Raw genomic sequence first — 20562 nt, forward strand, 5'->3', positions numbered from 1 at the left:
CGTGACGGCGACCCACTGCCCGTACTGCGCGCTGCAGTGCGGCATGGAGATCGGCCCGGGGGTGGCCATCACCCCCAGGACCGACATTCCGGCCAACGCCTCGGGCGCGCTGTGCCAGAAGGGGTGGACGGCGGGCGAGCTGCTCACCAACGGCGAGCGCCTGACCACGCCCCTTCTGCACGGCGAGCCGGTGGCCTGGGACGTCGCCCTCGACTACGTGGCGGACCGGCTGTCCGCCATCCGCACCGAACACGGCCCCGACGCCGTGGCCGTGTTCGGCGGGGGCGGGCTGACGAACGAGAAGGCGTACTCGCTGGGCAAGTTCGCCCGGGTCGCGCTCGGCACCAGCCAGATCGACTACAACGGCCGGTTCTGCATGTCCTCGGCCGCCGCCGCCTCCATCAGGGCGTTCGGCATGGACCGGGGAATGCCGTTCCCGATCACCGACCTGGCCGAGGCCGACGTCGTCCTGCTGGCCGGGGCGAACGTGGCCGAGACCATGCCGCCCTTCGTCCGTCACGTGACCGGCCCGCGGGTGATCGTCATCGACCCGCGCCGCACCCAGACCGCCAAGCTGGCCTGGCTGCACCTGCAGCCCGCTCCCGGCACCGATCTGGCGCTGGCCCTGGGCCTGCTGCACCTGGCCGTCGCCGACGACCTGGTGGACGAGGCGTATGTCGGCGCCAGGACCTCCGGGTTCGAGGAGGTGCGCACCTCGCTGTCCGCCTGGTGGCCCGAGCGGGTCGAGCGGATCACCGGCGTGCCCGTGCACCAGATGCGGCAGGCGGTCAGGGCCATGGCGGCGGTGGACAAGGCGTACATCCTGACCGGGCGCGGCGCCGAGCAGCACGCCAAGGGCACCGACACCGTCACCGCGTACATCAACCTGGCCCTCGCGCTCGGGCTGCCCGGCCGGCCCGGCTCCGGGTACGGGTGCGTGACCGGGCAGGGCAACGGGCAGGGCGGCAGGGAGCACGGGCAGAAGGCCGACCAGCTGCCCGGCTATCGCAAGATCGACGACCCGGCCGCCAGGGCGCACATGGCCGAGGTGTGGGGGATCGCGGCCGAGGACATCCCGGGGCCCGGGCGGTCGGCGTACGAGCTGCTCGACGCCCTCGGCACCAGGGAGGGGCCGCGCGCGCTGCTGCTGTTCGGATCGAACCCGATCATCTCCGCGCCTGCCTCCGAGCACGTGGCCGAGCGCATCGCCGCCCTCGACCTGCTGGTGACCTGCGACTTCGTCATGTCGGAGACCGCGGCGCTGGCCGACGTGGTCTTCCCCGTGACCCAGTGGGCGGAGGAGGGCGGCACCATGACGAACCTGGAGGGCCGCGTCCTGCTGCGGCAGCGGGCGGTCGCGCCGCCCGAGGGCGTCAGGAGCGACCTGGACGTCATCTCCGCCCTCGCCGCACGGCTCGGCCACCGCTTCGAGACCGAGCCGGTCAAGGTCTTCGACGAGCTGCGCCGCGCCAGCGCCGGCGGCCCGGCCGACTACTCCGGCATCACGTACGAGCGCATCACGGCCGAGACCGGCGTCTTCTGGCCCTGTCCCACTCTGGATCACCCGGGCACGCCGCGGCCGTTCCTCGACTCCTTCGCCACCCCGGACGGCCGGGCCAGGTTCGTGCCCGTCCAGCACCGGCCGCCCGCCGAGGAGATCGACGCGGACTACCCCCTCTACCTGAGCACCGGCCGGGTGCTGGCCCACTACCAGAGCGGCGCGCAGACCCGCAGGATCGCGCCGCTCGTCCGGGCCGCGCCGGAGCCGTACGTCGAGCTGCACCCCGACCTGGCCGAGCAGCTCGGCATCGGCCCCGGCGACGTCGTGCGCGTCAGCAGCAGGCGCGGCGAGGCCAAGGCCGTGGCCAGGATCAGCGACGCGATCAGGAGGGACACCGTGTTCATGCCCTTCCACTGGGAGGGCGCCAACCGGCTCACCAATCCGGCCCTGGACCCGACGTCGAGGATGCCGGAGTTCAAGGTCAGCGCCGTCAGGGTGGAGAGGGACTCATGAGGCTCGTCGTCGTGGGCAACGGGATGGCCGGGTCGCGGCTGATCAGCGAGGTACGCGCCCGAGACCCGCACATGAAGATCACCGTGTTCGGCGCGGAGACGTGCCGGCCCTACAACCGCATTCTGCTGTCGAACGTGCTGGCCGGCAGCTCCAGGCCGGAGCAGGTCCGGCTGGTCGACCCCGCCTGGTACGAGGCCCACGACGTGGAGGCCGCCTTCGGCAGCGCGGTCGCCTGGATCGACAGGGAGACCAGGCACGTCGTGACCGAGGACGGCCGGCGCGAGCCGTACGACCTGCTGGTCCTGGCCACCGGCAGCGACGCCATCGTGCCGCCGATCCCCGGCGTGGAGCGGGCGATCCCGTTCCGCACGCTGGAGGACTGCGAGCGGATCATGGCCGCGGCCGAGCACGCCCGCGGGGCCGTGGTCGTCGGCGGCGGCCTGCTCGGCATCGAGGCCGCCCGCGGCCTGGCCGGGCGCGGTCTGCCCGTCACGCTGCTGCACCTGGCCGGGCACCTCATGGAACGCCAGCTCGACAGCGAGGCCGGCGTCGTGCTGGGGGAGACGCTGGCCGGGCTCGGTGTGGGGATCCGTACCGGCGTCAGCGCCTCCCAGGTGGAGGAGGGCGGCGTCCGGCTCGACGACGGCGAGCTGGTCGAGGCCGACCTGGTCGTGCTCGCCTGCGGCGTGCGCCCCGTCACGAAACAGGCCGCCGACGCCGGGCTGGAGGTGCGGCGCGGCGTCGTCGTGGACGACGAGATGCGCACCGACGACCCGTCGATCTTCGCCATCGGCGAGTGCGCCGAGCACGACGGCACGGTGTACGGCCTGGTCGCCCCCGCCTGGGAGCAGGCCGTGGTGGCTGCCGAGGTCATCACCGGCGGCAAGGCCCGCTACCGGGGCTCCCGGCTGGTCACCCGGCTCAAGGCCAAGAGCGTCGAGCTGGCCGCGATGGGCGAGACGCATCTCGGCGAGGAGCACGCCGAGGTGGTGCGCTTCAGCCACCGGGCCCGCGGCACCTACCGCAAGCTCGTCATCCGCGACGGCCGCCTGGTCGGCGCGATCCTGCTGGGCGAGAGCGACGCCGTCGGCACGCTCACCCAGCTCTTCGACCGTGGCGGTCCGGTGCCGGGCGACCGGGCCGGGCTGCTGTTCCCCGGGCTGTCGTCGGCGCCCGTGACCGACAGCCCGACGCTCATGCCCGACGCGGCCACGATCTGCCGGTGCAACAACGTGACCAAGGGCCAGATCAGGGCGTGCTGGGAGGCCGGGGCGCGGGACGTGGCCGGAGTGGCGGCCGCGACCAGGGCCACGACCGGATGCGGTACCTGCCGCGACGCCGTGGAGGGCATCGTCGGCTGGCTGTGCGAGCAGGAAGGGATCTCCGTGTGAACAGGATCGTCGTCGTCGGGTACGGCCCGACCGCGCACCGGCTCGTCGAGACGCTCACGAGCAGGGGCTTCGCCGGCACCGTGACCGTGATCGGTGAGGAGCCGCGCCCCGCCTACGACCGGGTGGCGCTGACCTCCTACCTGTCCGGCACCACCGTCGAAGACCTCACCTACGACGTGCCCGCGGGCGTCGTGACCAGGCTGAACACCCGCGTCACCGGCATCGACAGGGACGCCCGCCGGGTCGTCCTGGCGGACGGCGGCGCCGAGCCCTACGACGTGCTCGTGCTGGCCACCGGCTCCGCGCCGTTCGTGCCGCCGGTGCCGGGCGCCGAGCACGCCTTCGTCTACCGCACGATCGAGGACCTCGACGCGATCAGGGTGGCCGCCAAGGACGCCGTGGAGGGCGTCGTCGTCGGCGGCGGCCTGCTCGGCCTGGAGGCCGCCGACGCGCTGCGGGCGCTCGGGCTCAAGGCGCACATCGTCGAGATGAGCCCCTGGCTGATGCCGCGCCAGGTGGACGAGGGCGGCGGCTCGGTGCTCAAGTCGCACATCGAGGGGCTCGGGCTCAGCGTGCACGCCGGAGCCGGGGTGCAGGAGATCGTCGCCGACGAGGAGGGCCAGGTCACCGGGCTGCGCAAGCCGGACGGCAGCCTGGTGCAGGCGCAGGTCGTCGTCTTCTCGGCCGGGATCAGGCCGCGCGACGAGCTGGCCAGGTCCTCGGGGCTCGACGTCGGCCCGCGCGGCGGCATCGTGGTCGACTCCGCCATGCGGACCTCCGACCCGTCCATCTACGCGGTCGGCGAGTGCGCGCTGTCCGGCGGCATGGTGTACGGGCTCGTCGGGCCGTGCAACACGATGGCCGAGGTGGCCGCCGACCGCATCATGGGCGGCTCGGCCGCGTTCGAGGGCGCCGACCTGTCCACCAAGCTCAAGCTGCTGGGCGTGGAGGTGGCCCAGTTCGGGGCGATGGAGGGGGCGCTCGACGTCACCTACATGGACCCGGTGGGCGGCGTGTACAAGAAGCTGTTCATCAGCGACGACGCGCGGACACTGCTCGGCGGCATCTGCGTGGGCGACGCCTCGCCGTACACCTCGCTGCGGCCGTTCGTCGGCAAGGAACTGCCCGCCGCGCCGTCCGACCTGTTGTTCAGCGGGGCCGGCGCGAGCCTCGACCTGCCGGACGAGGCGCAGGTCTGCTCGTGCAACAACGTGTGCGCGGGCGACATCCGCTCGGCGATCGCCGACAAGGGCGTCACCGACGTGCCCGGCGTCAAGGCCTGCACGCGGGCCGGGACGACCTGCGGCAGCTGCGTGCCGATGCTCAAGCAGCTGCTGGAGAAGTCGGGCGTCGAGGTCAGCAAGGCGCTGTGCGAGCACTTCACGTACTCGCGGGCCGAGCTGTTCGACATCGTACGGGTGCGCGGCATCACCACCTTCTCCGAGCTCATCGGGCAGCACGGGCAGGGCCGCGGCTGCGACATCTGCAAGCCGGCCGTGGCCTCGATCCTGGCCTCGCTGCACAACGGGCACGTGCTGGAGGGGGAGCGGGCCGCGCTCCAGGACACCAACGACGCCTTCCTCGCCAACATCCAGAAGAACGGCACGTACTCGGTCGTCCCGCGCATCCCCGGCGGCGAGATCACGCCCGACAAGCTGATCGTGATCGGCGAGGTGGCCCGCGACTTCGGCCTCTACACCAAGATCACCGGCGGGCAGCGGATCGACCTGTTCGGCGCCAGGGTCGAGCAGCTGCCGGAGATCTGGCGGCGGCTGGTCGACGCCGGGTTCGAGTCGGGGCACGCGTACGGCAAGGCGCTGCGCACGGTCAAGTCCTGCGTGGGCTCCACCTGGTGCCGCTACGGCGTACAGGACTCCGTGGGCATGGCCATCGGGCTGGAGCTGCGCTACCGCGGCCTGCGCTCGCCGCACAAGCTGAAGTCGGCCGTCTCCGGCTGCGCCCGCGAGTGCGCCGAGGCCCGCTCGAAGGACTTCGGCATCATCGCCACCGAGCAGGGCTGGAACCTCTACGTCGGCGGCAACGGCGGCTTCAAGCCCCGCCACGCCGACCTGCTCGCCACCGACCTGACCACCGACGAGCTGATCAGGACCATCGACCGGTTCCTGATGTTCTACATCCGCACCGCGGACCGCCTGCAACGCACGGCCACCTGGATCGAGTCGCTGGACGGCGGCCTCGACTACCTCCGTGAGGTGATCATGAACGATTCACTCGGCATCTGCGCCGACCTGGACGCGCAGATGGACCACCACGTCGCCACGTACGCCGACGAATGGCAGGCCACGCTCGACGACCCGGAGAAGCTCAGCCGGTTCGTCAGCTTCGTCAACGCCCCCGGCGTGCCCGACCCGTCGATCGTGTTCGGCAGCGAGCGCGGCCAGATCAGGCCGGTGATGGCCCCATGAGCTGGACCTCGATCTGCGCCTACGACGCCCTGCTGCCGGAGCGCGGCGTCTGCGCCCTGGTGGACGGCGTCCAGGTGGCGCTCTTCCGTACGTACGAGGGCGAGCTGTACGCGCTGTCCAACCTCGACCCGTTCAGCGGGGCGTACGTGCTCTCCCGCGGCATCGTGGGCACCAGGCGCGGTGAGCCGACGGTCGCCTCGCCGCTGCACAAGCAGGTGTTCTCGCTCGTGACGGGGCTCTGCCTGGACGACGAGAGCGTGTCGGTGCCGGTCTACGCCGTACGGGCGGAAGGCCGGTACGTCGAGGTCACTGTGCGTCAGCTCGTGGAGGCCGGCGTCTAGGGGAACCTTCGCGGGGACGCACGGCGAAACGCCGCATCGCGCCCGGCCGTCTCGACGGTCCGGGCGTGATGCGGCGTTTCTGTGTTCCGCTGTTTCGACTGCGGTGGGGGCGGGCGGCTGGCTAGGCTCTGGTCTCCACGGCGCCCACCTCTACCGGGGGGTAGACATGTGCGCTTCGGTGGGCCGCTGGAAGCACGCAGCGCCGCCCTGACTCGACGTTGTCACAGCGTTCGGCGTCGTCGCGCTGGGGGAGAGGCTCGGGGTTCGCCTGGGTTCGCGGCACTGGATGGACGCTATCGGCGCTCCCATGCCCACTGGGTATCAAGGTGGCAACGATCGCGGCACTGACCGGTCTCTTCAATTCCGGTGAAGCGTTACCGTGAGTAATACCCGGACCCGGTAAAGAGGGCGTGCGAAGTGGCTAAACCGCGCATTCGCCGCTGACCGGCGGGGGCATCAAGCGGCCATGACCAAGATTCCTCAGCACCGGGCACTCCTGCTGGCCGCGATCGTGCCCGCACTCCTGCTCGCGGGATGTTCCGCGAACAACCAGGCGATGAAGGGGGCGGCCAGTCCCGGCACGCCCACCGACATGGACTCCATGTCGCCCGGCACGACCGGCACCGCCACCGGCGAGGCCTCGCCGTCCGGCACCGCCGGCGGCAGCCAGGCGGAGTCGGCCGTCCAGGGCTACTTCAACGCCCTCAAGGCGGGCAACCTCGACCAGGTCGTCAGCTCCTTCAGCGACGACGCGGTGGTCGCGGTGGACGGGCAGGCCACGGCGGAGGGCAGCGACGCCATCCGCACCCTGTTCCAGAAGCTGCAGGGCTCGAACGACATGAAGCAGGCCAAGCACACGATCGACGAGTCGCGTACGGCCGGTGACCAGGACGCCTTCGTCCGCTCGACGAGCAAGCAGGGCGACGACGATTACCGGGAGCTGTTCCTGCTCACCAAGGACGGCGAGGAGTGGAAGATCTCGCAGTTCATGAACAACCAGGCGTCCTGACCCGCTTCCTGGCGTTCCGGCGCGCCGCGCAAAACCGCGTCGCCTGACCGGAGGTATAACGACGGGTCAGAAAGCCGCATTCAAGAAGGGTACGCGGGCAGCAGAACGGGCCAATTCCGGCGGTGCCACGGGGGATCAATTCTGGGCGGTGTCGCCGGGGATGCGGGGACGGATGCGGCGCTGATCCACCAGCGCCAGATAGACGGCGAAGGCGCCCCGTGTCCACATGTCCGCCTGCTGCGCCGTCAGCCTGATCTCCTCGCCCTCGTGCGAGACGATCATGTACCCGCCGAGCGGCATCCTGCGCCAGGCGACCAAGAGGTTCTCGTAGACGAGCACGTCGAGCATCGCGGTCAGATATTCGCGTCCGGCGGCGGGCACGGCGCAAGCCTCCTCGCTCCTCGCCGAATTCTCGCCTTTCTCTTTCCATTGTGCGCGCCCTATCGGGAAATGTCGCACTTTCCTTTCGGGGGCCGGGCGTTCGCCGGAGCGCGGGAACCTCGGGGCCGCCTGCGGTGTATGCAGACCGGAGGTGGTCCCATGAGAAGGGCACTGATGGCGCTGGCCATGGTCACGGCACTGGCGGCCGGGGGAGTGCCGGCCGCGGCGGCCGAGGAGACTGTGCCGGCCACGGCGGCCGGTGAGAGCGTTCCGGCCTCGGTGGCCGGCGCATGGGCGGTGACGTACCTGGATCCGTCCCCGCCCCGCTTCGAGGGCGGCGATTCGTACACGCTGGGGTTCTGGGTGCTGCAACACGGCACGCACCCGTTCCAGGGGCTCATGAACCCCGTCGCGCTCCGCTTCACCGGCGCCGACGGCACGAGCCTGACCTTCGACGGCAAGGCCCTGCCGGAGGCGGCACACTACGCGACGGCCGTGGCGCTGCCGGAGGGCACCTGGAAGGTGGAGGCCGTCCAGGGGCCCTTCCAGCCGTACGAGGTGGGATCCCTGACGGTGCCCGGCCCCCTGCGGATCAACCCCGTGCCGAAGGACCTGGTGGACAGCGTGGGCACCGAAGCCGACAAGTACTGGGACACCATCCGACCCCCGGCCCCGATCTTCGGCGACGCACCGCCCGCCGCCCTCGCCAAGAAGCCCGCCACACCCCCGCCCGGCGGCGAGAGCGGCGCCGTCCCCGCCTGGACCCTGCTCCTCGCCGCGGCCGCCGGCGCCCTGCTGACCCTGACCGCCCTACGCCTCCCGGCCCTCCTCCGGAGACGCCCGAAACCAGACCCCGACCCACCGGTGAACGACGAGGCGGACACCATCGCCATCCCCGGATAACCCCCGGACGACCGGGATGCGCCCCGAGCAGCACCCCTCCGGGCGCATCCCGGCTCACCTCAGCGGGACGGGGTCAGAGGTCGCGTTCCTGCTGGTCCAGGATGGCGACCGAGACGGCGATCGCCTGGGCCGCGTCCGACTCCTCGATCGCGCGGAGCAGTGCCTCGTGTGAGGGGTCGGGCTCCAGGGCCGCCTGCTCCTGGTCCCTCACGCTGTCGCGCAGCGCGTCGCTCATGCTCCGGTAGAGGTCCCTGAGCAGCGCGTTGTGCGCCGCGTCCGCCACCAGCAGGTGGAAGTCCACGTCCGCGTCGGCGAAGCCGTCGAGGTCACCCGCGCGGCCGGCCGCGTCTCTGCGGGCCAGGGCTGCGCGCATCGCGGTCAGGTCGTCCTCGGTGCGCCGGCCGGCCGCCAGCCTGGCGGCGACGAGGTCGAGGCCGCGGCGGACGTCGATGATGTCCATGGCGGCGGCGGTGTCGAGCCGGCGGCGCAGCGCGACTTGGGACTCGTCGGTCGCCGTCACGTAGGTGCCGTCGCCCTGCCGGGTGTGCAGCAGGCCCGCGTGGGCGAGGACCCGCACCGCCTCGCGTACCGACAGCCTGCTCATGCCCAGGCTCTCCGCGAGCCGGCTCTCGGAGGGGATCTTGGTGCCGACCGGCCACACTCCTTCGGCGATCTCCCTGCGGAGCTCGGCGATGGCGGCGTCCACGAGCGAGGTCCGAGCGACGTTACGCATGCACCCTCTCCTCAACGTGCTGACGGACATCCACCCTAGACGTTCAGGCGGGTGGGGCGGGGAGCCCCGTGGCGCGGCACCGCAAGCGGCAGTTCACGCACCATTCCCCGCAACCACTCCACGGGCACTCCACGGGGCACTCCACGGGGCACTCCATCGGCCTGTCCGCGCGGGCTCACTACCGGGCTGATTACCAGGGCGCACCGACTGGTGCTCTTGCCACCTGTCAGGCCGTCTGAGAGATTGCGTTCTGGCTCCAGCACACCGTCCCGGAGGTCACGCGTGTCACAATTACGCCCGGCCCTCTTCGCCGTCGCGCTCACCCTCGCGATAGCGACGCCGGCCCAGGCCGCCGCCGCTCCCGCGATCACCGTCGAGAACGGCCGGACCCAGCCGGTCTTCTCCTACGCGGACGCCGTCCGCGAGCACGTGTACGTCGAGTCGACCGTCGACAGCGACCTCGACGGCAACCTCGACAAGGTCAGGGTGGACATCATCCGGCCCAAGGAGTCCGGCCCCAGGCTCAGGGTGCCGGTGATCATCGACGAGAGCCCGTACTACGACAATTCGGGTCGTGGGAACGAGGGCGAGCGTAAGGTCTACGACGCCGCCGGAAATGTCACGAAATTTCCGCTCTTCTATGACAACTACTTCGTCCCGCGCGGCTACGCCGTCCTCAACGTCGACATGCTCGGCACGACCAGGTCGGAGGGTTGCCCCGACATCGGCGGCAAGGCCGACGTGCTGGGCGGCAAGGCCGTCATCGACTGGCTGAACGGCCGCGCCAAGGCGGTCAAGCCGGACGGCACCCCGGCCGTGGCCGACTGGACCACCGGCAAGTCCGCGATGATCGGCAAGTCCTACGACGGCACCCTGGCCAACGCCGTCGCCGCCACCGGCGTCAAGGGCCTGGAGACGATCGTCCCGATCTCGGCGATCAGCTCCTGGTACAAGTACCAGCGCGCCAACGGCGTCGTGTACAACTACGACTACGCCTCCTGGCTGGCGAACTACGTCGACACCGACCCCGAGGACAAGTGCCGGCCGGTACGCGACAAGATGGACGCCGAGGACGGCGACGACACCGGCGACTACAACGGGTTCTGGGCCGAGCGCGACTACATCAAGGGCCTGCTCGGCGACGTCTCCAAGGTCAGGGCCAGCGTCTTCGTCATCCACACGGTCAACGACCTCAACGTCAAGCCGGACAACTTCTCCGCCTGGTGGAAGGCCCTGGCCGACAGGAACGTGCCGCGCAAGATCTGGGTCGGCCAGACCCAGCACGTGGACCCGTTCGACTTCGAGGGCCGCAGGGACCTGTGGGTGGACACGCTGCACCGCTGGTTCGACCACTGGCTGCACGGCGTGCGCAACGGCATCACGAACGAGCCGCGCGCCGACGTCGAGATCGGCCCGGCGCGGTGGATCACGCAGCGCGACTGGCCGGCCCCGTACGCGCTCAAGGCGTCGCTGCGCCCCTCCGCCGACGGCTCGCTCGGCCTGCGGCCCGCCGCGCGCAACAGCACCGCGACGTTCACCGACGTCGCCATGAGCGAGACCGACATGGTGGCCGAGGTGGGTCAGCCGAACCCGGGGCGGGTGGCGTTCACCACCGGTGAGCTGCCGCTGAGCCTGCGCCTGTCCGGCACGCCGACCGCCGACCTGCGGGTCAAGCTGGACAAGCCGGCCGCCAACCTGACCGCGCTCCTGGTGGACTTCGGTGACGACACCCGCGTCGACTGGCGCCGCGGCCAGGGCATCACCACGCTCACCGAGGAGGACTGCCACGGGGAGAGCACCGCGGACGACGACGCCTGCTACCGCAAGGTCGTCACCAACGTGGCCACCCGTCCGCTGGAGATCGTCGCCCGCGGCTGGATCGACGTGCGCAACCGCGACTCGCTCAGCCAGGGCAAGCCGCTGCCCCCTGGCACGTACGGCACCGTCAAGTGGCTGACCCTGCCGCAGGACTACACCTTCAAGAAGGGTCACCGGATCGGCCTGGTGGTGGCCGGCACCGACTCGACGTACACCTCGGAGACCGGCACCGGGGCGAACGTCACCGTCGACCTGGCCAGGAGCAGTGTGACCGTGCCGTTCGTGCTCGGCACCCCGCTGCCCGACGTGCCGAAGGACACCTCCAGGTTCCGCGGGCCGGAGAAGCTGGACCTGCCCGAGCCCGAGCCCGGGTTCCACTTCTTCTAAAACACGGACCCCGCTCGGGCAGGGCCGTGGGTTCCCTGCCCGAGCGGGCCGTCTCAGCAGTCGCGCCAGTGGGTCCCGTCGCGGGCGTCGAGCGTCAGCACGCCGTCACCGCGCTCGACCGTCCAGGACACCTTCAGGCGCAGCGTGCCCCCGCCGGCGGTCGTGCCGCCGGTGTGGTGGCCGTCGCCGCTGGTCCTGCCCGCCCACCTGACGGCGATCTCCCCGCGCCGTACGACCGGCTCGTCGTCGCAGCGCCCCGACCGCGCCGTCTCCTTGATCCGGAAGCGGTTCCCCGACACGGCGATGCCGTCCGTGCCCGAGGCAGACACGACCTCGCATCGGCCGGTGCACGACAGCGCGAACGATCCGGTACGCCCCTGTCCCAGCGACACCGACGCCGGGGACAGCCGGGCCGCCGGCGGCTCCGGCCTGGGCAGCGCGGACGTCCTGGGCACGGCCTTCAGCGCCGACCCGGCGGTGCTCTCCTCCGAGCCGCCGGCCGTGGTGCCGGTGGTGCCGGTGGTGCCGGTGGTGCCGGTGGTGACCTCGGCCACCCACCGGGAGGGCTGCTCCAGCAGCACGCTCGTCTGCGCCGCGGCCTTGGTGAGCGTGGCCGGATGCTCGCGGGCGTTCATGACGGCCCAGATCAGGCCCGCCGCCAGCAGGCCCACGCCGAGGATCAGCCCCAGCCTGGCCACCGCCCTGATCGGCGTGCCCTGATCGGGATCGTCGTCCTCGGGCTTGTCCCGCCAGTACTCCTGCCACTGCCCGGGATCGCCTCCCGAGCCCCCGCCGCCCGTGAACCGTTCCGCGCCGGACAGGGTGATGCCGCCGTAGCGGATGACCGCGTCGTCGTGGTGCACGCCGTTGCTCTCGCCCTTGACGACGGCGGTGTAGACGAGCTTGTCGCCGTTCGCGCCGCCGCGAAAGGCCCGGGTCCGGCTCGGCGGCGTGAACGGGTGCCGCCCGCGCACGGCGGGTGCGACGGGGTGCTCCTGGTCGGCGGCGGCCGCGCCCGCCGCCGACCAGGGCTTTCCCGAGGTCGCCGCCGTGGGGTCGGCGACCGGGGTAGGTGGCGTGACGTCAGCGACCGGGGGAGCCGGCGACGAGGAGCCGGTCTCGACCAGTGTGCGGGCCTGCACAGGAAAGCCGTCCGCCCGCCAGAGTGGTCCCTCTCCGGGCAGAGGCTGCGCTGACGCCAGCCGGTTGGGCAGTGTGCCGGGCAGTGCCGCGATCGGCAGGCGGCGCAGCAGCGCGCCCGCCGTCATGGTCCTGGGCGCGGCCCGGCAGGTCGCGCAGGACTGGATGTGGCGGCCGATCCTGGCCCTGGCCCGCCGGCCGGGGGCGGTGACCCACTCACCCACCCGTGCCGTCAGGTCGGGGCAGCCGTCGCGGGAGCGCGCCGCGACGATCGCGGCGAACCACTCCTCCAGGCCGGCGGCGGCCCGCTCGATGATGGCCCGCACCTCGGCCTCGGGCAGCTCGAAGAGCGCGCTGAGCTCCGGGTCGGCCAGGCCGTGCCGGACGGACAGGTCGAGCAGTTCGCGCTGTGGCCGGTCCAGGGACAGCAGCGCCTCGGGCAGCAGTTCCGACATGCGGCCTGGACGCGACCACGAGCCGATGCTGGCCGGTTTGGCCACGACCGCCCGGTGGGCTCTGGCCACCGCGTACAGCCAGGGCCGGCGCAGGGCCGGATCGACCACCCGGTCCGCGTACAGGTGCGCCGTCATGACGGCGCCCGCCACCGCCTGCTCGGCGTCGCCGGCGGCGAGTTCGGTGCGGCAGTAGTCGTAGAGGCGGGCTCCGTGCTTGTCGCACAGGTCACGGATGGCCTGGCGGGCGTCGTCGGACAGGGTTCGCCACATCCGGTGTCACCTCCTCCTCTCGGTACGCGGACTGGTGCGTGCTCGTGGTCGTCAGGTCCTCCCGGCCGGTTTCGGCGCGATGTCCAGGAGTGACGCCTGCGCCAGGTAGGCGCGGGTGGCGTCGGGATCGCCGGCGATGGCGCGCAGCCCGGCCATGGCCGCCGCGAGCCTGGCGCTGTCGTGCTCGCGCACGCCCGCCGGCCGCGTCTCGCCGCGCGGGACCACCCGGTGCAGCAGCACCGAGCGCCGCCGCCAGGCCCACGCCTCCAGCGCGGCCGGTTGGGCGTAGCCGCCGATCACCGCCGCGATGACCTGGCCGGCCTCGGCGGCGTCGTGGATGCCGGCGTTCATGTTCAGCCCGCCGATCGTGGACGTCAGGTGCGCGGCGTCGCCCACGAACAGCACCCGCCCGCACCGGTACGAGGGCAGCACCCCCCTCGACAGCCCGAACCGGTCGGCACCGGTCACCCTGATCGGCTCGCTGGCGCCCGGCAGGGCCCGGCGGACCAGCAGGGACAGGTTCGACGGGGACAGCGGCTCGTGCGCCTCGCAGGGGATCTTGAAGATGATCCGCCAGTGGTCCGGCAGGCCGAGCAGGGTGCACGACTGCTGCACATCCCGTACGTACGTCAGCGGCGCCAGGCTCGGCAGCAGCCGGTCCAGCGGCGAGTCGGTGAACACCCGCAGCGCCTGCGCAGGACAGGCGGAGCGGGGAAAGGACAGCCCCAGCGAGCCGCGCACGGTGCTGTGGGCGCCGTCGGCGGCGATCATGTACCGGGCCCGCGTCCAGGTGTGGCCGACGCGGACCCGGATGCCGGTGCCGCCCTCGGCGACGCCGTCCACGTGGGTGCCGAACCGCACGTCCACGTCCGGGTAGACGTTCAGGGCCTCAAGCAGCAGCGCGGTGAGCGCGGACTGGTCGGCGTGGATCCTGAACGGATGCCGGGTCAGGCCGTCCAGCCGGTTCATGCCCATCTCGGCGAGCACGATCCCGGACCGGTCGCGCCACTGCACCCGGTCCACGACGCGCCCGCCGGCCACCAGCCGGGAGGCCACGCCGAGGGAGTCGAGCAGGTCTAGGGTGGCGGGGTGAAACGTGCACGAGCGCGCCTGCCTGGGCAGTTCGTTCTCCCGCTCCAGCACGGTGACCGGGATCCCGGCCCTGGCCAGGGAGAGCGCGGCCGTCAGCCCGGCGGGACCGGCTCCGGCCACGATGACGCCGTTCATGCCGTGCGCCTCCCCTGCGAAGCCATGGGACGGCGGTAGGGCACCCGGCTGAGCTTCACGTGCCGGCCGACCGCGTGGGACAGGGCCCACCAGGCGGTGCACAGGTTGGAGGTGAGCAGGGTCCGGTCGTTGCCGTCGGCCAGCGGGCCGAGCACGGAAAGGGTGCCCAGTCCGGTGCCGGTGAACAGCAGCGCCGCGTCGGGCGGCGGTTCGGCCAGCTCGACCTGGGTGATCAGTTCCTGGGGGGTGACCGCGTAGGAGGAGTAGCCCTCGCGGGCGCGTATCTGGACGATCTGGGTGACGTTCATGCCGGCCGTCTTCCAGAACCGTTCGGCCAGCTCCGTCACCCACGGTTCGTGCGGCGAGATCAGCACGATGTCGCTGACCATCACGTGTTCCATCGCCTCGCGCGTGGCCAGCGTGGCCGAGGCGAACGGCACCCCGGTCGCCGCCGTCAGCCGCTCGCACTGCTCCTTGTCCCCGTCGGGGCCGAGCAGGTATCGGGGCTCGCTGCAGGCCATGACCATCGCGTCCAGCCGCAGGCCGTCGAAGGCGTTGACCATGGCGGGCAGGTCCGCGTTGTAGCTTTCGAGCCGGTCTGCCATGGGCAGCCCTGGCCGTACGGGGAAGCGGGCGACGTGCATGTCCGCACGTGAGCCGAGCAGACGGGTCAGCTCGGGTTCCGCTGACGGGTTCGCCGGCGCCACGACGACGCCGACCCTGCCGCGGCTCACGGGATGCCCCGGACGGGTGCGCATGGATGTCCTCCTGTGCGGGAAGGCGAGCGGTGCGGGAAGGAGAGCAAGGTCAGGACGCGCGGTGCCGCAGCGCCTGGTCGATCTCGGTGATGGCCTCGACGGACACCTGCCGGATGCGGCGCAGCCGGTGCACGGTGCGCGCCGGGGCCGGCGGCGGCGGATCGGCGACCTGGTCATCGCTCCAGGCCGGTGGTGGCGCGCCGGGCCGTACGCCCCGTGCGTGCACTTCGTGTGGTCGTGACCTGGGCACTTCATCGGTGAGCATGATCGCTCCTCATGGTCGCGGATGAACGGGAGAGGTGCTCGAAGCCGGCCGGCCGCTGCTCACGTCCCGACGCCACGGCGACCCGCACCTGCGCCGTGGCGGCGAGTGGAACGGCGGCCGGCGGCACGGCCTGCCCCGGCCGGGAGCCGCCCGCGCGGTGCCGCCGCGGGATCTCAGGGGATCCCGGCGGCGGTCCCGCGGACGTGCCCGCCCGGCCGGGCGGGCGGGAGAAAAGCCGACCCCAGGTGCTATCCCTTGAGATGGCCAGCACGCCAGCCGCTACCGCGCTGGCCATCAGCACCGTGCCGACCAGGTCGGGCACGTGCTTCACGGTGCCGGGGGGGTGGGATAGCGCCGGGGCCGGCGCTGAGGGCGCCGCCGCCATTCCCGCGATGGCGGCGAGCGAGGCGGCGAACGATGTCGCGCCGCCTGAGTCCCGCACCGGTACGTCACGCACCGGTGTGTTCCGAATCGGCATGTTCCTCATCGGCACGTCCCGAACCGGTGCGTTCCGCAGAGAAATGTCCCGAACCGGTGCGTTCCGCAGAGGAACGTCCCGAACCGGTGCGTTCCGCAGAGGAACGTCCCGAACCGGGGTGTTCAGCTGAACCGGCCGTTCTCCCCGCGGCGCCTGCCGGGACGCGGCCGTGATGACCGCCGGCGCGTCCGGGCAGTTCAGGGCCGGGCCGAGCGCGAGCACGCTCGGCCGGCCGGGGGAGCCGGCCGGACGCCCCCGGCGCGCCACGGTCGCCTGGGCCGGTCGCCGGGGCCGCGTCGCGGCCGTCGGGACCGGGGCGACCGGGTGCTCGCGCAGGGGCGTCAACGTCATCGCGCCGTCACCGCGCTTCCCGCCACGTTCGGCACGCTGACGCAGACCATGCGTTCAGTCAGTCCCGCTCGTGGTCCCGCCGCACGCGGACGGGCCGGCCCCGCACCACCGGACACCGTACGTGCGACCTTGGTGGCGAGCGTGAGATGCTCGCCGCAGCGGCGGCTCACCTTGACCTCCAGGCCGGCCACCTGGGCGAGCCTGAGTCGCAGGGGCTCGAGCGACGACCGTCGTTCCAGGCCGTCGAGATCGGCCAGGCGGGCGGGCCAGCGCAGTGAGTCCGCGCAGCGCGCCTCCACCTCGGCCGGCAGGTCCTCGGCGGGGAACCCGTCGTGACGCAGCCGGGTGGCGACCATGACGGCGGTGAACGCCGTCTTGTCGAAGTCGGCCAGCCGGCCCTTGAGCGCGGCGCCCAGCATCCTGACGCGGTGGCTCAGGCAGACCGCACTCCACCCGAGCAACAGCAGCCGGTCAGGGCCGGTCTCCGTGTGCCAGCCGGACAGCCGCAGCTCGCGGGCCATCCGGTGGTAGAAGCGCCAGCGGTGGCGTGGGTCGTCCAGCCAGACCTGGACCCCGCCCAGCGGCAGGCTCGCGACGCGCACGCCGTCGCCGGCCAGCGGCCCGGCGACCCGGGCGCAGATGCGCTGGACGACGAGCTCCTGCCCAGGGGAGACCGGATCTTCCGTGAACCGGGAAGCGTCCGGGGTATCCATGGTCACGTCTGGCCACCTCCTTGCCGGGGATCTCTTCAGAACCCTTTGGCTGTTAAGCCTCAGTTACCACGTGCTCCGATAGTCCGCTTATGTGTGCGAGTATGTCAACTGACAGTTTGCGTATATGTTGCTACCTGCTCGCGTGGCAGAGCTTGCCCGCATGGCAGGGGACACTGGGGCTCGCGTCCCTTACGCTGAGAACGTTCACGGGCGGTAGGAGGTGTGCCGTGGCGAACTTCGCCGAGCGGCTCGATCTCGCGCTGACCAAGCGCGGCTTCACCGGCGCGCAGGTGGCCTCCGCCCTGACGGAGGCAGGCATCCCGATCACCCGCGCCTACGTCAGCCAGCTGCGCACGGGCAAGCAGACCAACCCGACGCTGCAGGTGCTGCGAGCCCTGGCCACCTGCCTTCAGGTGAGCGTCGGCTGGCTGGTCGGCGACGACTTCCTCGAGTCGGGCTCGGTCGAGGACCTGCAACTGCGCGCCGCGACCATCGGCCTGTCCGCCTCCGGCCTGTCGGAGGGCTCACTCGCCGTGCTGCGCGGCGTGGTCGAGCTGGCCCGCAAGGCCGAGGGGCTGCCCGAGGAGCCCGAGCCCACCTCCGACATCCCCGAGGCGGTCGCGCCGCTGAGCGGGCCGCAGCGCCGGGCTCTCGGCAAGCGGCTGCACGGCCTGCGCCTGACCGCCGGGCTCTCCGTCGAGCAGGTGGAGACCGCGGTCGGCAAGGGCGCGGCGGCGATCCCCGCCATCGAGGAGGGCCGCATCGCGCCCGCGCCGATCACCGTCGAGCGCCTGCTGACCGTCTACGGCGTCTCCGTCCCGCCCATCCGCGAATACGTGCTCGCCCTGGCCAGGGGCGAGCGCGAGGCCGCCTGGTACGACGCCCAGTCGGTGCCGGTCTGGCTGGCCACCGGCTACGCGCTCGAACAGCGGGCCACCGTGATCCGCACCTACCACAGCCAGTTCGTCCCGCCGCTGCTGCAGACCGAGGAGTACGCCAGGGCCGCCATCACCGTGGCCGGCCCTGCGACGCTCGGGCAGCAGACGGTCGAAGAGGCGCTCGCCCTCGTGCTGGCCCGCCAGGAGGCCGTGGCCCGCGACAGCGGCGTGGTGGTGTGGGCGGTGATCGACGAGAGCGTGCTGACGCGCTCGATCGTCGGGCTGCACGTCCAGCTGCGCCAGCTGGAGGTGCTGATCGAGCACGCCAAGAGGCCCAACGTCTCGCTGCACGTGGTGCCGATGGAGGATCCCGCGTACGTGCCGCGCACCGGCCCGTTCACCCTCTGGCGCTTCGCCGAGGCGTTCGAGCCCGACGTCGCCTGCGCCCACGGCATCGAGTCCGACACGCTGCTCACGGACTCGGCCGCGGTCGAGGCCTACCACCAGGCCTTCACCAAGCTGTCGGTGACGACGACCACCCGCGACGAGACGTTCGAGATGCTCAACCACCATCGCGAAAGGCTTTCGCGTTCACTGGGGAAATGATCTGCTTCCCGCTTGGGAGATCATTTATGCGTCGGAATGGTGACGCACATATACCCAAAACTAATGGCTTTTCCGGTTGTCTTTCCCCGTGTAGCGAGGATCATATGGTCTGGGTCATCGAGTGGGGTCCGAAAGGACAACTTTTCCCGAGATAGTGGGCGAGGGGAAAGGGGCAACACTCAATGCGTCAGCGTGCCATCCGAAACTTGGCGAAGCTGGACATGACCCAAGCGAGGATCACCAGGATTCTCGACGCCGCCGCAGGTGGGAAGAACCATTTCACGGCGGATCGAGACGCCGTGCGCCGTTACGACCTGGCCGCACCCGTCACGACGACGGCCGCACGGGCCGTGCTCCATTATCTGTGCCGTGTGGTCCGTCATCTGGCGGGCGAAGGTGTGGACCAGTTCGTCATCGTCGGGAGTGGCGTCCCGAGCGGCCTGCCACCGGGCGGGCAGTTGCACGACGTGGCCCGTGACGCGCTGCGCGTCTCGGCGCCCCGCGTGGTCTATGTGGAGAACGACCCGATGGTGCTGGCCGGAGCGCGGGCGACGATCGAGCCGATCACCGATCTCGTACGTGTCGTCGAGGGCGACATCCGTGCGATCGACGAATTGCTCGACGACCGGGTCCTGCAGACGTTCCTCGACTGGGACCGGCCCGTGGCCGTCCTGCTGCTCTCGACGCACAGCCTGAACGACGACGAGTACTTCCATTACGTGATCAAACGGATCAGGCAGGCCGTGCGGGAAGGCAGTTACCTGTCGTTGCTGCAGACCACGTTCGACGCCATTCCGCCGGAACTGCTGTCCGCCGTGCACGATCTGCTGGCGATGACGCTTCCCGGTCACGCGATTCGTACCAGGGAGGAGGTGGAGGCGCTGCTCCACGGTCTCGTGCTGGTGGATCCGGGGTTGGTGTGGATTCCGGATTGGCGGCCCGACGGCCAGGACGTCGAAGGTGCGGAACAACCGGGCGCGTCCGGCGGCTACGGCGCCGTGGCGCGGATTCCCTGAGCCCGCCGCGCGAGGGCCGGCCCGGCCGGCTCGGCACGGTCGTCCGGCGCGCCGGACACGGGACGCCCGGTCGCGGGAAGCCCGGTCGTAGGAGGCTCAGCCGTGGGACGCCCGGTCGTAGGAGGCTCAGCCGTGGGACGCCCGGTCGTAGGACGCTCAGTCGTGGGACGTTCAGTCCCACCAGAACGACCAGGCGTGCGCCCCGATGATCTGCTCGGCGTAACTCTGCAGGTCGCCGGGTCCCTGAACGACGTTGTCCGGGCAGAACGTCCAGTGCTCGGCCGCCACCTGTAACGCGTGCTCGGCATCGACCGGCGGCGCCGCAACGCTCAGATCGAGGGTGTTGAACCCGACGCCCACCACCCGCGCCCCGAACCGGTCCTCCCAGCTGCGCACCACGGCCGCCATCGGCACCATCCACTCGTTGTGGTGCAGCGCCCCCTGCCAGCCCATGATCGTCAGCGCGTCCGCGCTCCTGCCCGCGGCGACCAGGCCGAGCGGCATCCCCTTGACCGCCAGCTCGCCCGCCAGCCAGTCCGCGACCGCCTCGGGGTCCGCCTTCAGCACGCCGGGGGCCGCCGGTCCCGGGCAGATCGCGCCGTACGGCTCCAGCTCCTCCAGCGCGTCCTGCGGCATCTGGGACACCCACTCCTGCCACACCTCGGTCATGAACCCCTCGGCGGTGAAGTGCTCGATCTGACGGGGATCGTCCGGGATGATCTGCCCGACCCCCCACGGCTGCGCCGACTCGTCCAGCAGCAGCGGCCACAGGCCGCTGTGCGGATGCCACTCCCGTATCAGCGACCACGCGGCGGCACTGATCGGCTCGTCGCTCATCCAGAACGCCGGCCGCGACGCCTCCCCGTGCCCGGTGTAGCCGGGGTCAGGCCAGACGACGTCACCGGGAGGCAGCTCCACGGGCAGCCGCCGCCCCTTGCCTCCGTCGGCGAACAGCTGGCACAGCTCACGTGGCAGCCGGAGATCGCTCATGCCCTACCGTTC

Annotated in this window: 17 protein-coding genes; 9 read left to right on the top strand and 8 right to left on the bottom strand. The window is 71.6% G+C overall.

Going from position 1 to position 20562, the window contains the following annotated elements:
- Nucleotide 1: 1 nt before the first annotated feature.
- From OIE67_RS06900 to OIE67_RS06920, 5 genes are all read left to right on the top strand, one after another.
- Nucleotides 2-2014, top strand: a complete 2013-nt coding sequence (locus OIE67_RS06900) for a molybdopterin oxidoreductase family protein (RefSeq protein ID WP_326637730.1) — start codon at nucleotides 2-4, stop codon at nucleotides 2012-2014.
- The gene (locus tag OIE67_RS06905; RefSeq protein ID WP_326637733.1) at nucleotides 2011-3405 is read left to right on the top strand and encodes an FAD-dependent oxidoreductase; all 1395 of its coding nucleotides are present in this window, start codon (nucleotides 2011-2013) and stop codon (nucleotides 3403-3405) included. Before OIE67_RS06900 ends, OIE67_RS06905 begins: the two co-directional genes overlap by 4 nt.
- The gene (gene nirB / locus OIE67_RS06910) at nucleotides 3402-5831 is read left to right on the top strand and encodes a nitrite reductase large subunit NirB (protein ID WP_326637735.1); all 2430 of its coding nucleotides are present in this window, start codon (nucleotides 3402-3404) and stop codon (nucleotides 5829-5831) included. The genes OIE67_RS06905 and nirB overlap by 4 nt, the downstream gene beginning before the upstream one ends.
- On the top strand, nucleotides 5828-6172 hold the full coding sequence (nirD, locus tag OIE67_RS06915; protein ID WP_326637737.1) for a nitrite reductase small subunit NirD: 345 nt from the start codon (nucleotides 5828-5830) through the stop codon (nucleotides 6170-6172). The genes nirB and nirD overlap by 4 nt, the downstream gene beginning before the upstream one ends.
- Nucleotides 6173-6638: 466 nt before the next feature.
- A complete protein-coding gene (locus OIE67_RS06920) occupies nucleotides 6639-7181 on the top strand; it encodes a nuclear transport factor 2 family protein (RefSeq protein ID WP_326637739.1) in 543 nt (180 codons plus the stop codon).
- Nucleotides 7182-7316: 135 nt separating this feature from the next.
- On the opposite strand, the gene OIE67_RS06925 is transcribed toward OIE67_RS06920, so the two are convergent.
- Entirely contained in the window at nucleotides 7317-7562 is a 246-nt protein-coding gene (locus OIE67_RS06925) for a hypothetical protein (protein ID WP_106233919.1), read from the bottom strand.
- A gap of 159 nt (nucleotides 7563-7721) precedes the next feature.
- On the opposite strand from OIE67_RS06925, the gene OIE67_RS06930 reads away from it, so the two are divergent.
- Entirely contained in the window at nucleotides 7722-8465 is a 744-nt protein-coding gene (locus tag OIE67_RS06930; RefSeq protein ID WP_326637743.1) for a hypothetical protein, read from the top strand.
- Nucleotides 8466-8538: 73 nt separating this feature from the next.
- Here the strand turns inward: OIE67_RS06930 and OIE67_RS06935 are convergent, their stop codons facing one another.
- Complete coding sequence (locus OIE67_RS06935; RefSeq protein ID WP_326637745.1) at nucleotides 8539-9198, bottom strand: FadR/GntR family transcriptional regulator; 660 nt, start codon at nucleotides 9196-9198, stop codon at nucleotides 8539-8541.
- Nucleotides 9199-9480: 282 nt separating this feature from the next.
- On the opposite strand from OIE67_RS06935, the gene OIE67_RS06940 reads away from it, so the two are divergent.
- Nucleotides 9481-11403 carry a Xaa-Pro dipeptidyl-peptidase gene (locus tag OIE67_RS06940; protein WP_326637747.1) on the top strand — a complete coding sequence of 641 codons (1923 nt, stop codon included), beginning with the start codon at nucleotides 9481-9483 and terminating at the stop codon, nucleotides 11401-11403.
- A 53-nt stretch (nucleotides 11404-11456) separates the two neighbouring features.
- Here the strand turns inward: OIE67_RS06940 and OIE67_RS06945 are convergent, their stop codons facing one another.
- From OIE67_RS06945 to OIE67_RS06965, 5 genes are all read right to left on the bottom strand, one after another.
- Nucleotides 11457-13268, bottom strand: coding sequence for an RNA polymerase sigma factor (locus OIE67_RS06945; RefSeq protein ID WP_326637749.1), 1812 nt, complete (start codon nucleotides 13266-13268; stop codon nucleotides 11457-11459).
- Between the two features lie 51 nt (nucleotides 13269-13319).
- Entirely contained in the window at nucleotides 13320-14495 is a 1176-nt protein-coding gene (locus OIE67_RS06950) for an FAD-dependent oxidoreductase (RefSeq protein ID WP_326637752.1), read from the bottom strand.
- Complete coding sequence (locus OIE67_RS06955; RefSeq protein WP_326637754.1) at nucleotides 14492-15253, bottom strand: maleate cis-trans isomerase family protein; 762 nt, start codon at nucleotides 15251-15253, stop codon at nucleotides 14492-14494. The genes OIE67_RS06950 and OIE67_RS06955 overlap by 4 nt, the downstream gene beginning before the upstream one ends.
- A gap of 49 nt (nucleotides 15254-15302) precedes the next feature.
- Nucleotides 15303-15518, bottom strand: a complete 216-nt coding sequence (locus tag OIE67_RS06960) for a hypothetical protein (protein ID WP_326637756.1) — start codon at nucleotides 15516-15518, stop codon at nucleotides 15303-15305.
- Nucleotides 15519-16343: 825 nt separating this feature from the next.
- Nucleotides 16344-17066: a hypothetical protein gene (locus tag OIE67_RS06965; protein WP_106233931.1), complete on the bottom strand. Its 723-nt coding sequence runs from the start codon at nucleotides 17064-17066 to the stop codon at nucleotides 16344-16346.
- 221 nt (nucleotides 17067-17287) lie between these two features.
- Between OIE67_RS06965 and OIE67_RS06970 the strand changes: the two genes are divergently transcribed.
- Nucleotides 17288-18544 (top strand): helix-turn-helix domain-containing protein, encoded by a 1257-nt coding sequence (locus OIE67_RS06970; protein ID WP_181306872.1) that lies wholly within the window; start codon nucleotides 17288-17290, stop codon nucleotides 18542-18544.
- A 206-nt stretch (nucleotides 18545-18750) separates the two neighbouring features.
- Complete coding sequence (locus OIE67_RS06975; protein ID WP_326637762.1) at nucleotides 18751-19560, top strand: SAM-dependent methyltransferase; 810 nt, start codon at nucleotides 18751-18753, stop codon at nucleotides 19558-19560.
- A 171-nt stretch (nucleotides 19561-19731) separates the two neighbouring features.
- Here OIE67_RS06975 and OIE67_RS06980 read toward each other — a convergent pair whose 3' ends face one another.
- A complete protein-coding gene (locus OIE67_RS06980) occupies nucleotides 19732-20550 on the bottom strand; it encodes a DUF4253 domain-containing protein (RefSeq protein WP_326637764.1) in 819 nt (272 codons plus the stop codon).
- Nucleotides 20551-20562 lie beyond the last annotated feature (12 nt).

Source organism: Nonomuraea fuscirosea (assembly GCF_035917475.1).
In the GTDB taxonomy this organism is placed as follows: domain Bacteria; phylum Actinomycetota; class Actinomycetes; order Streptosporangiales; family Streptosporangiaceae; genus Nonomuraea; species Nonomuraea fuscirosea.

What these genes read in the sequence shown, in the direction of transcription:
- OIE67_RS06955 (WP_326637754.1), bottom strand. Translation starts at nt 15,253, where the DNA reads ATGCGCACCCGTCCGGGGCATCCCGTGAGCCGCGGCAGGGTCGGCGTC.
- OIE67_RS06905 (WP_326637733.1), top strand. Translation starts at nt 2,011, where the DNA reads ATGAGGCTCGTCGTCGTGGGCAACGGGATGGCCGGGTCGCGGCTGATC.
- OIE67_RS06920 (WP_326637739.1), top strand. Translation starts at nt 6,639, where the DNA reads ATGACCAAGATTCCTCAGCACCGGGCACTCCTGCTGGCCGCGATCGTG.
- nirD (WP_326637737.1), top strand. Translation starts at nt 5,828, where the DNA reads ATGAGCTGGACCTCGATCTGCGCCTACGACGCCCTGCTGCCGGAGCGC.
- OIE67_RS06930 (WP_326637743.1), top strand. Translation starts at nt 7,722, where the DNA reads ATGAGAAGGGCACTGATGGCGCTGGCCATGGTCACGGCACTGGCGGCC.
- OIE67_RS06945 (WP_326637749.1), bottom strand. Translation starts at nt 13,268, where the DNA reads ATGTGGCGAACCCTGTCCGACGACGCCCGCCAGGCCATCCGTGACCTG.
- OIE67_RS06980 (WP_326637764.1), bottom strand. Translation starts at nt 20,550, where the DNA reads ATGAGCGATCTCCGGCTGCCACGTGAGCTGTGCCAGCTGTTCGCCGAC.
- OIE67_RS06960 (WP_326637756.1), bottom strand. Translation starts at nt 15,518, where the DNA reads ATGCTCACCGATGAAGTGCCCAGGTCACGACCACACGAAGTGCACGCA.
- OIE67_RS06935 (WP_326637745.1), bottom strand. Translation starts at nt 9,198, where the DNA reads ATGCGTAACGTCGCTCGGACCTCGCTCGTGGACGCCGCCATCGCCGAG.
- OIE67_RS06950 (WP_326637752.1), bottom strand. Translation starts at nt 14,495, where the DNA reads ATGAACGGCGTCATCGTGGCCGGAGCCGGTCCCGCCGGGCTGACGGCC.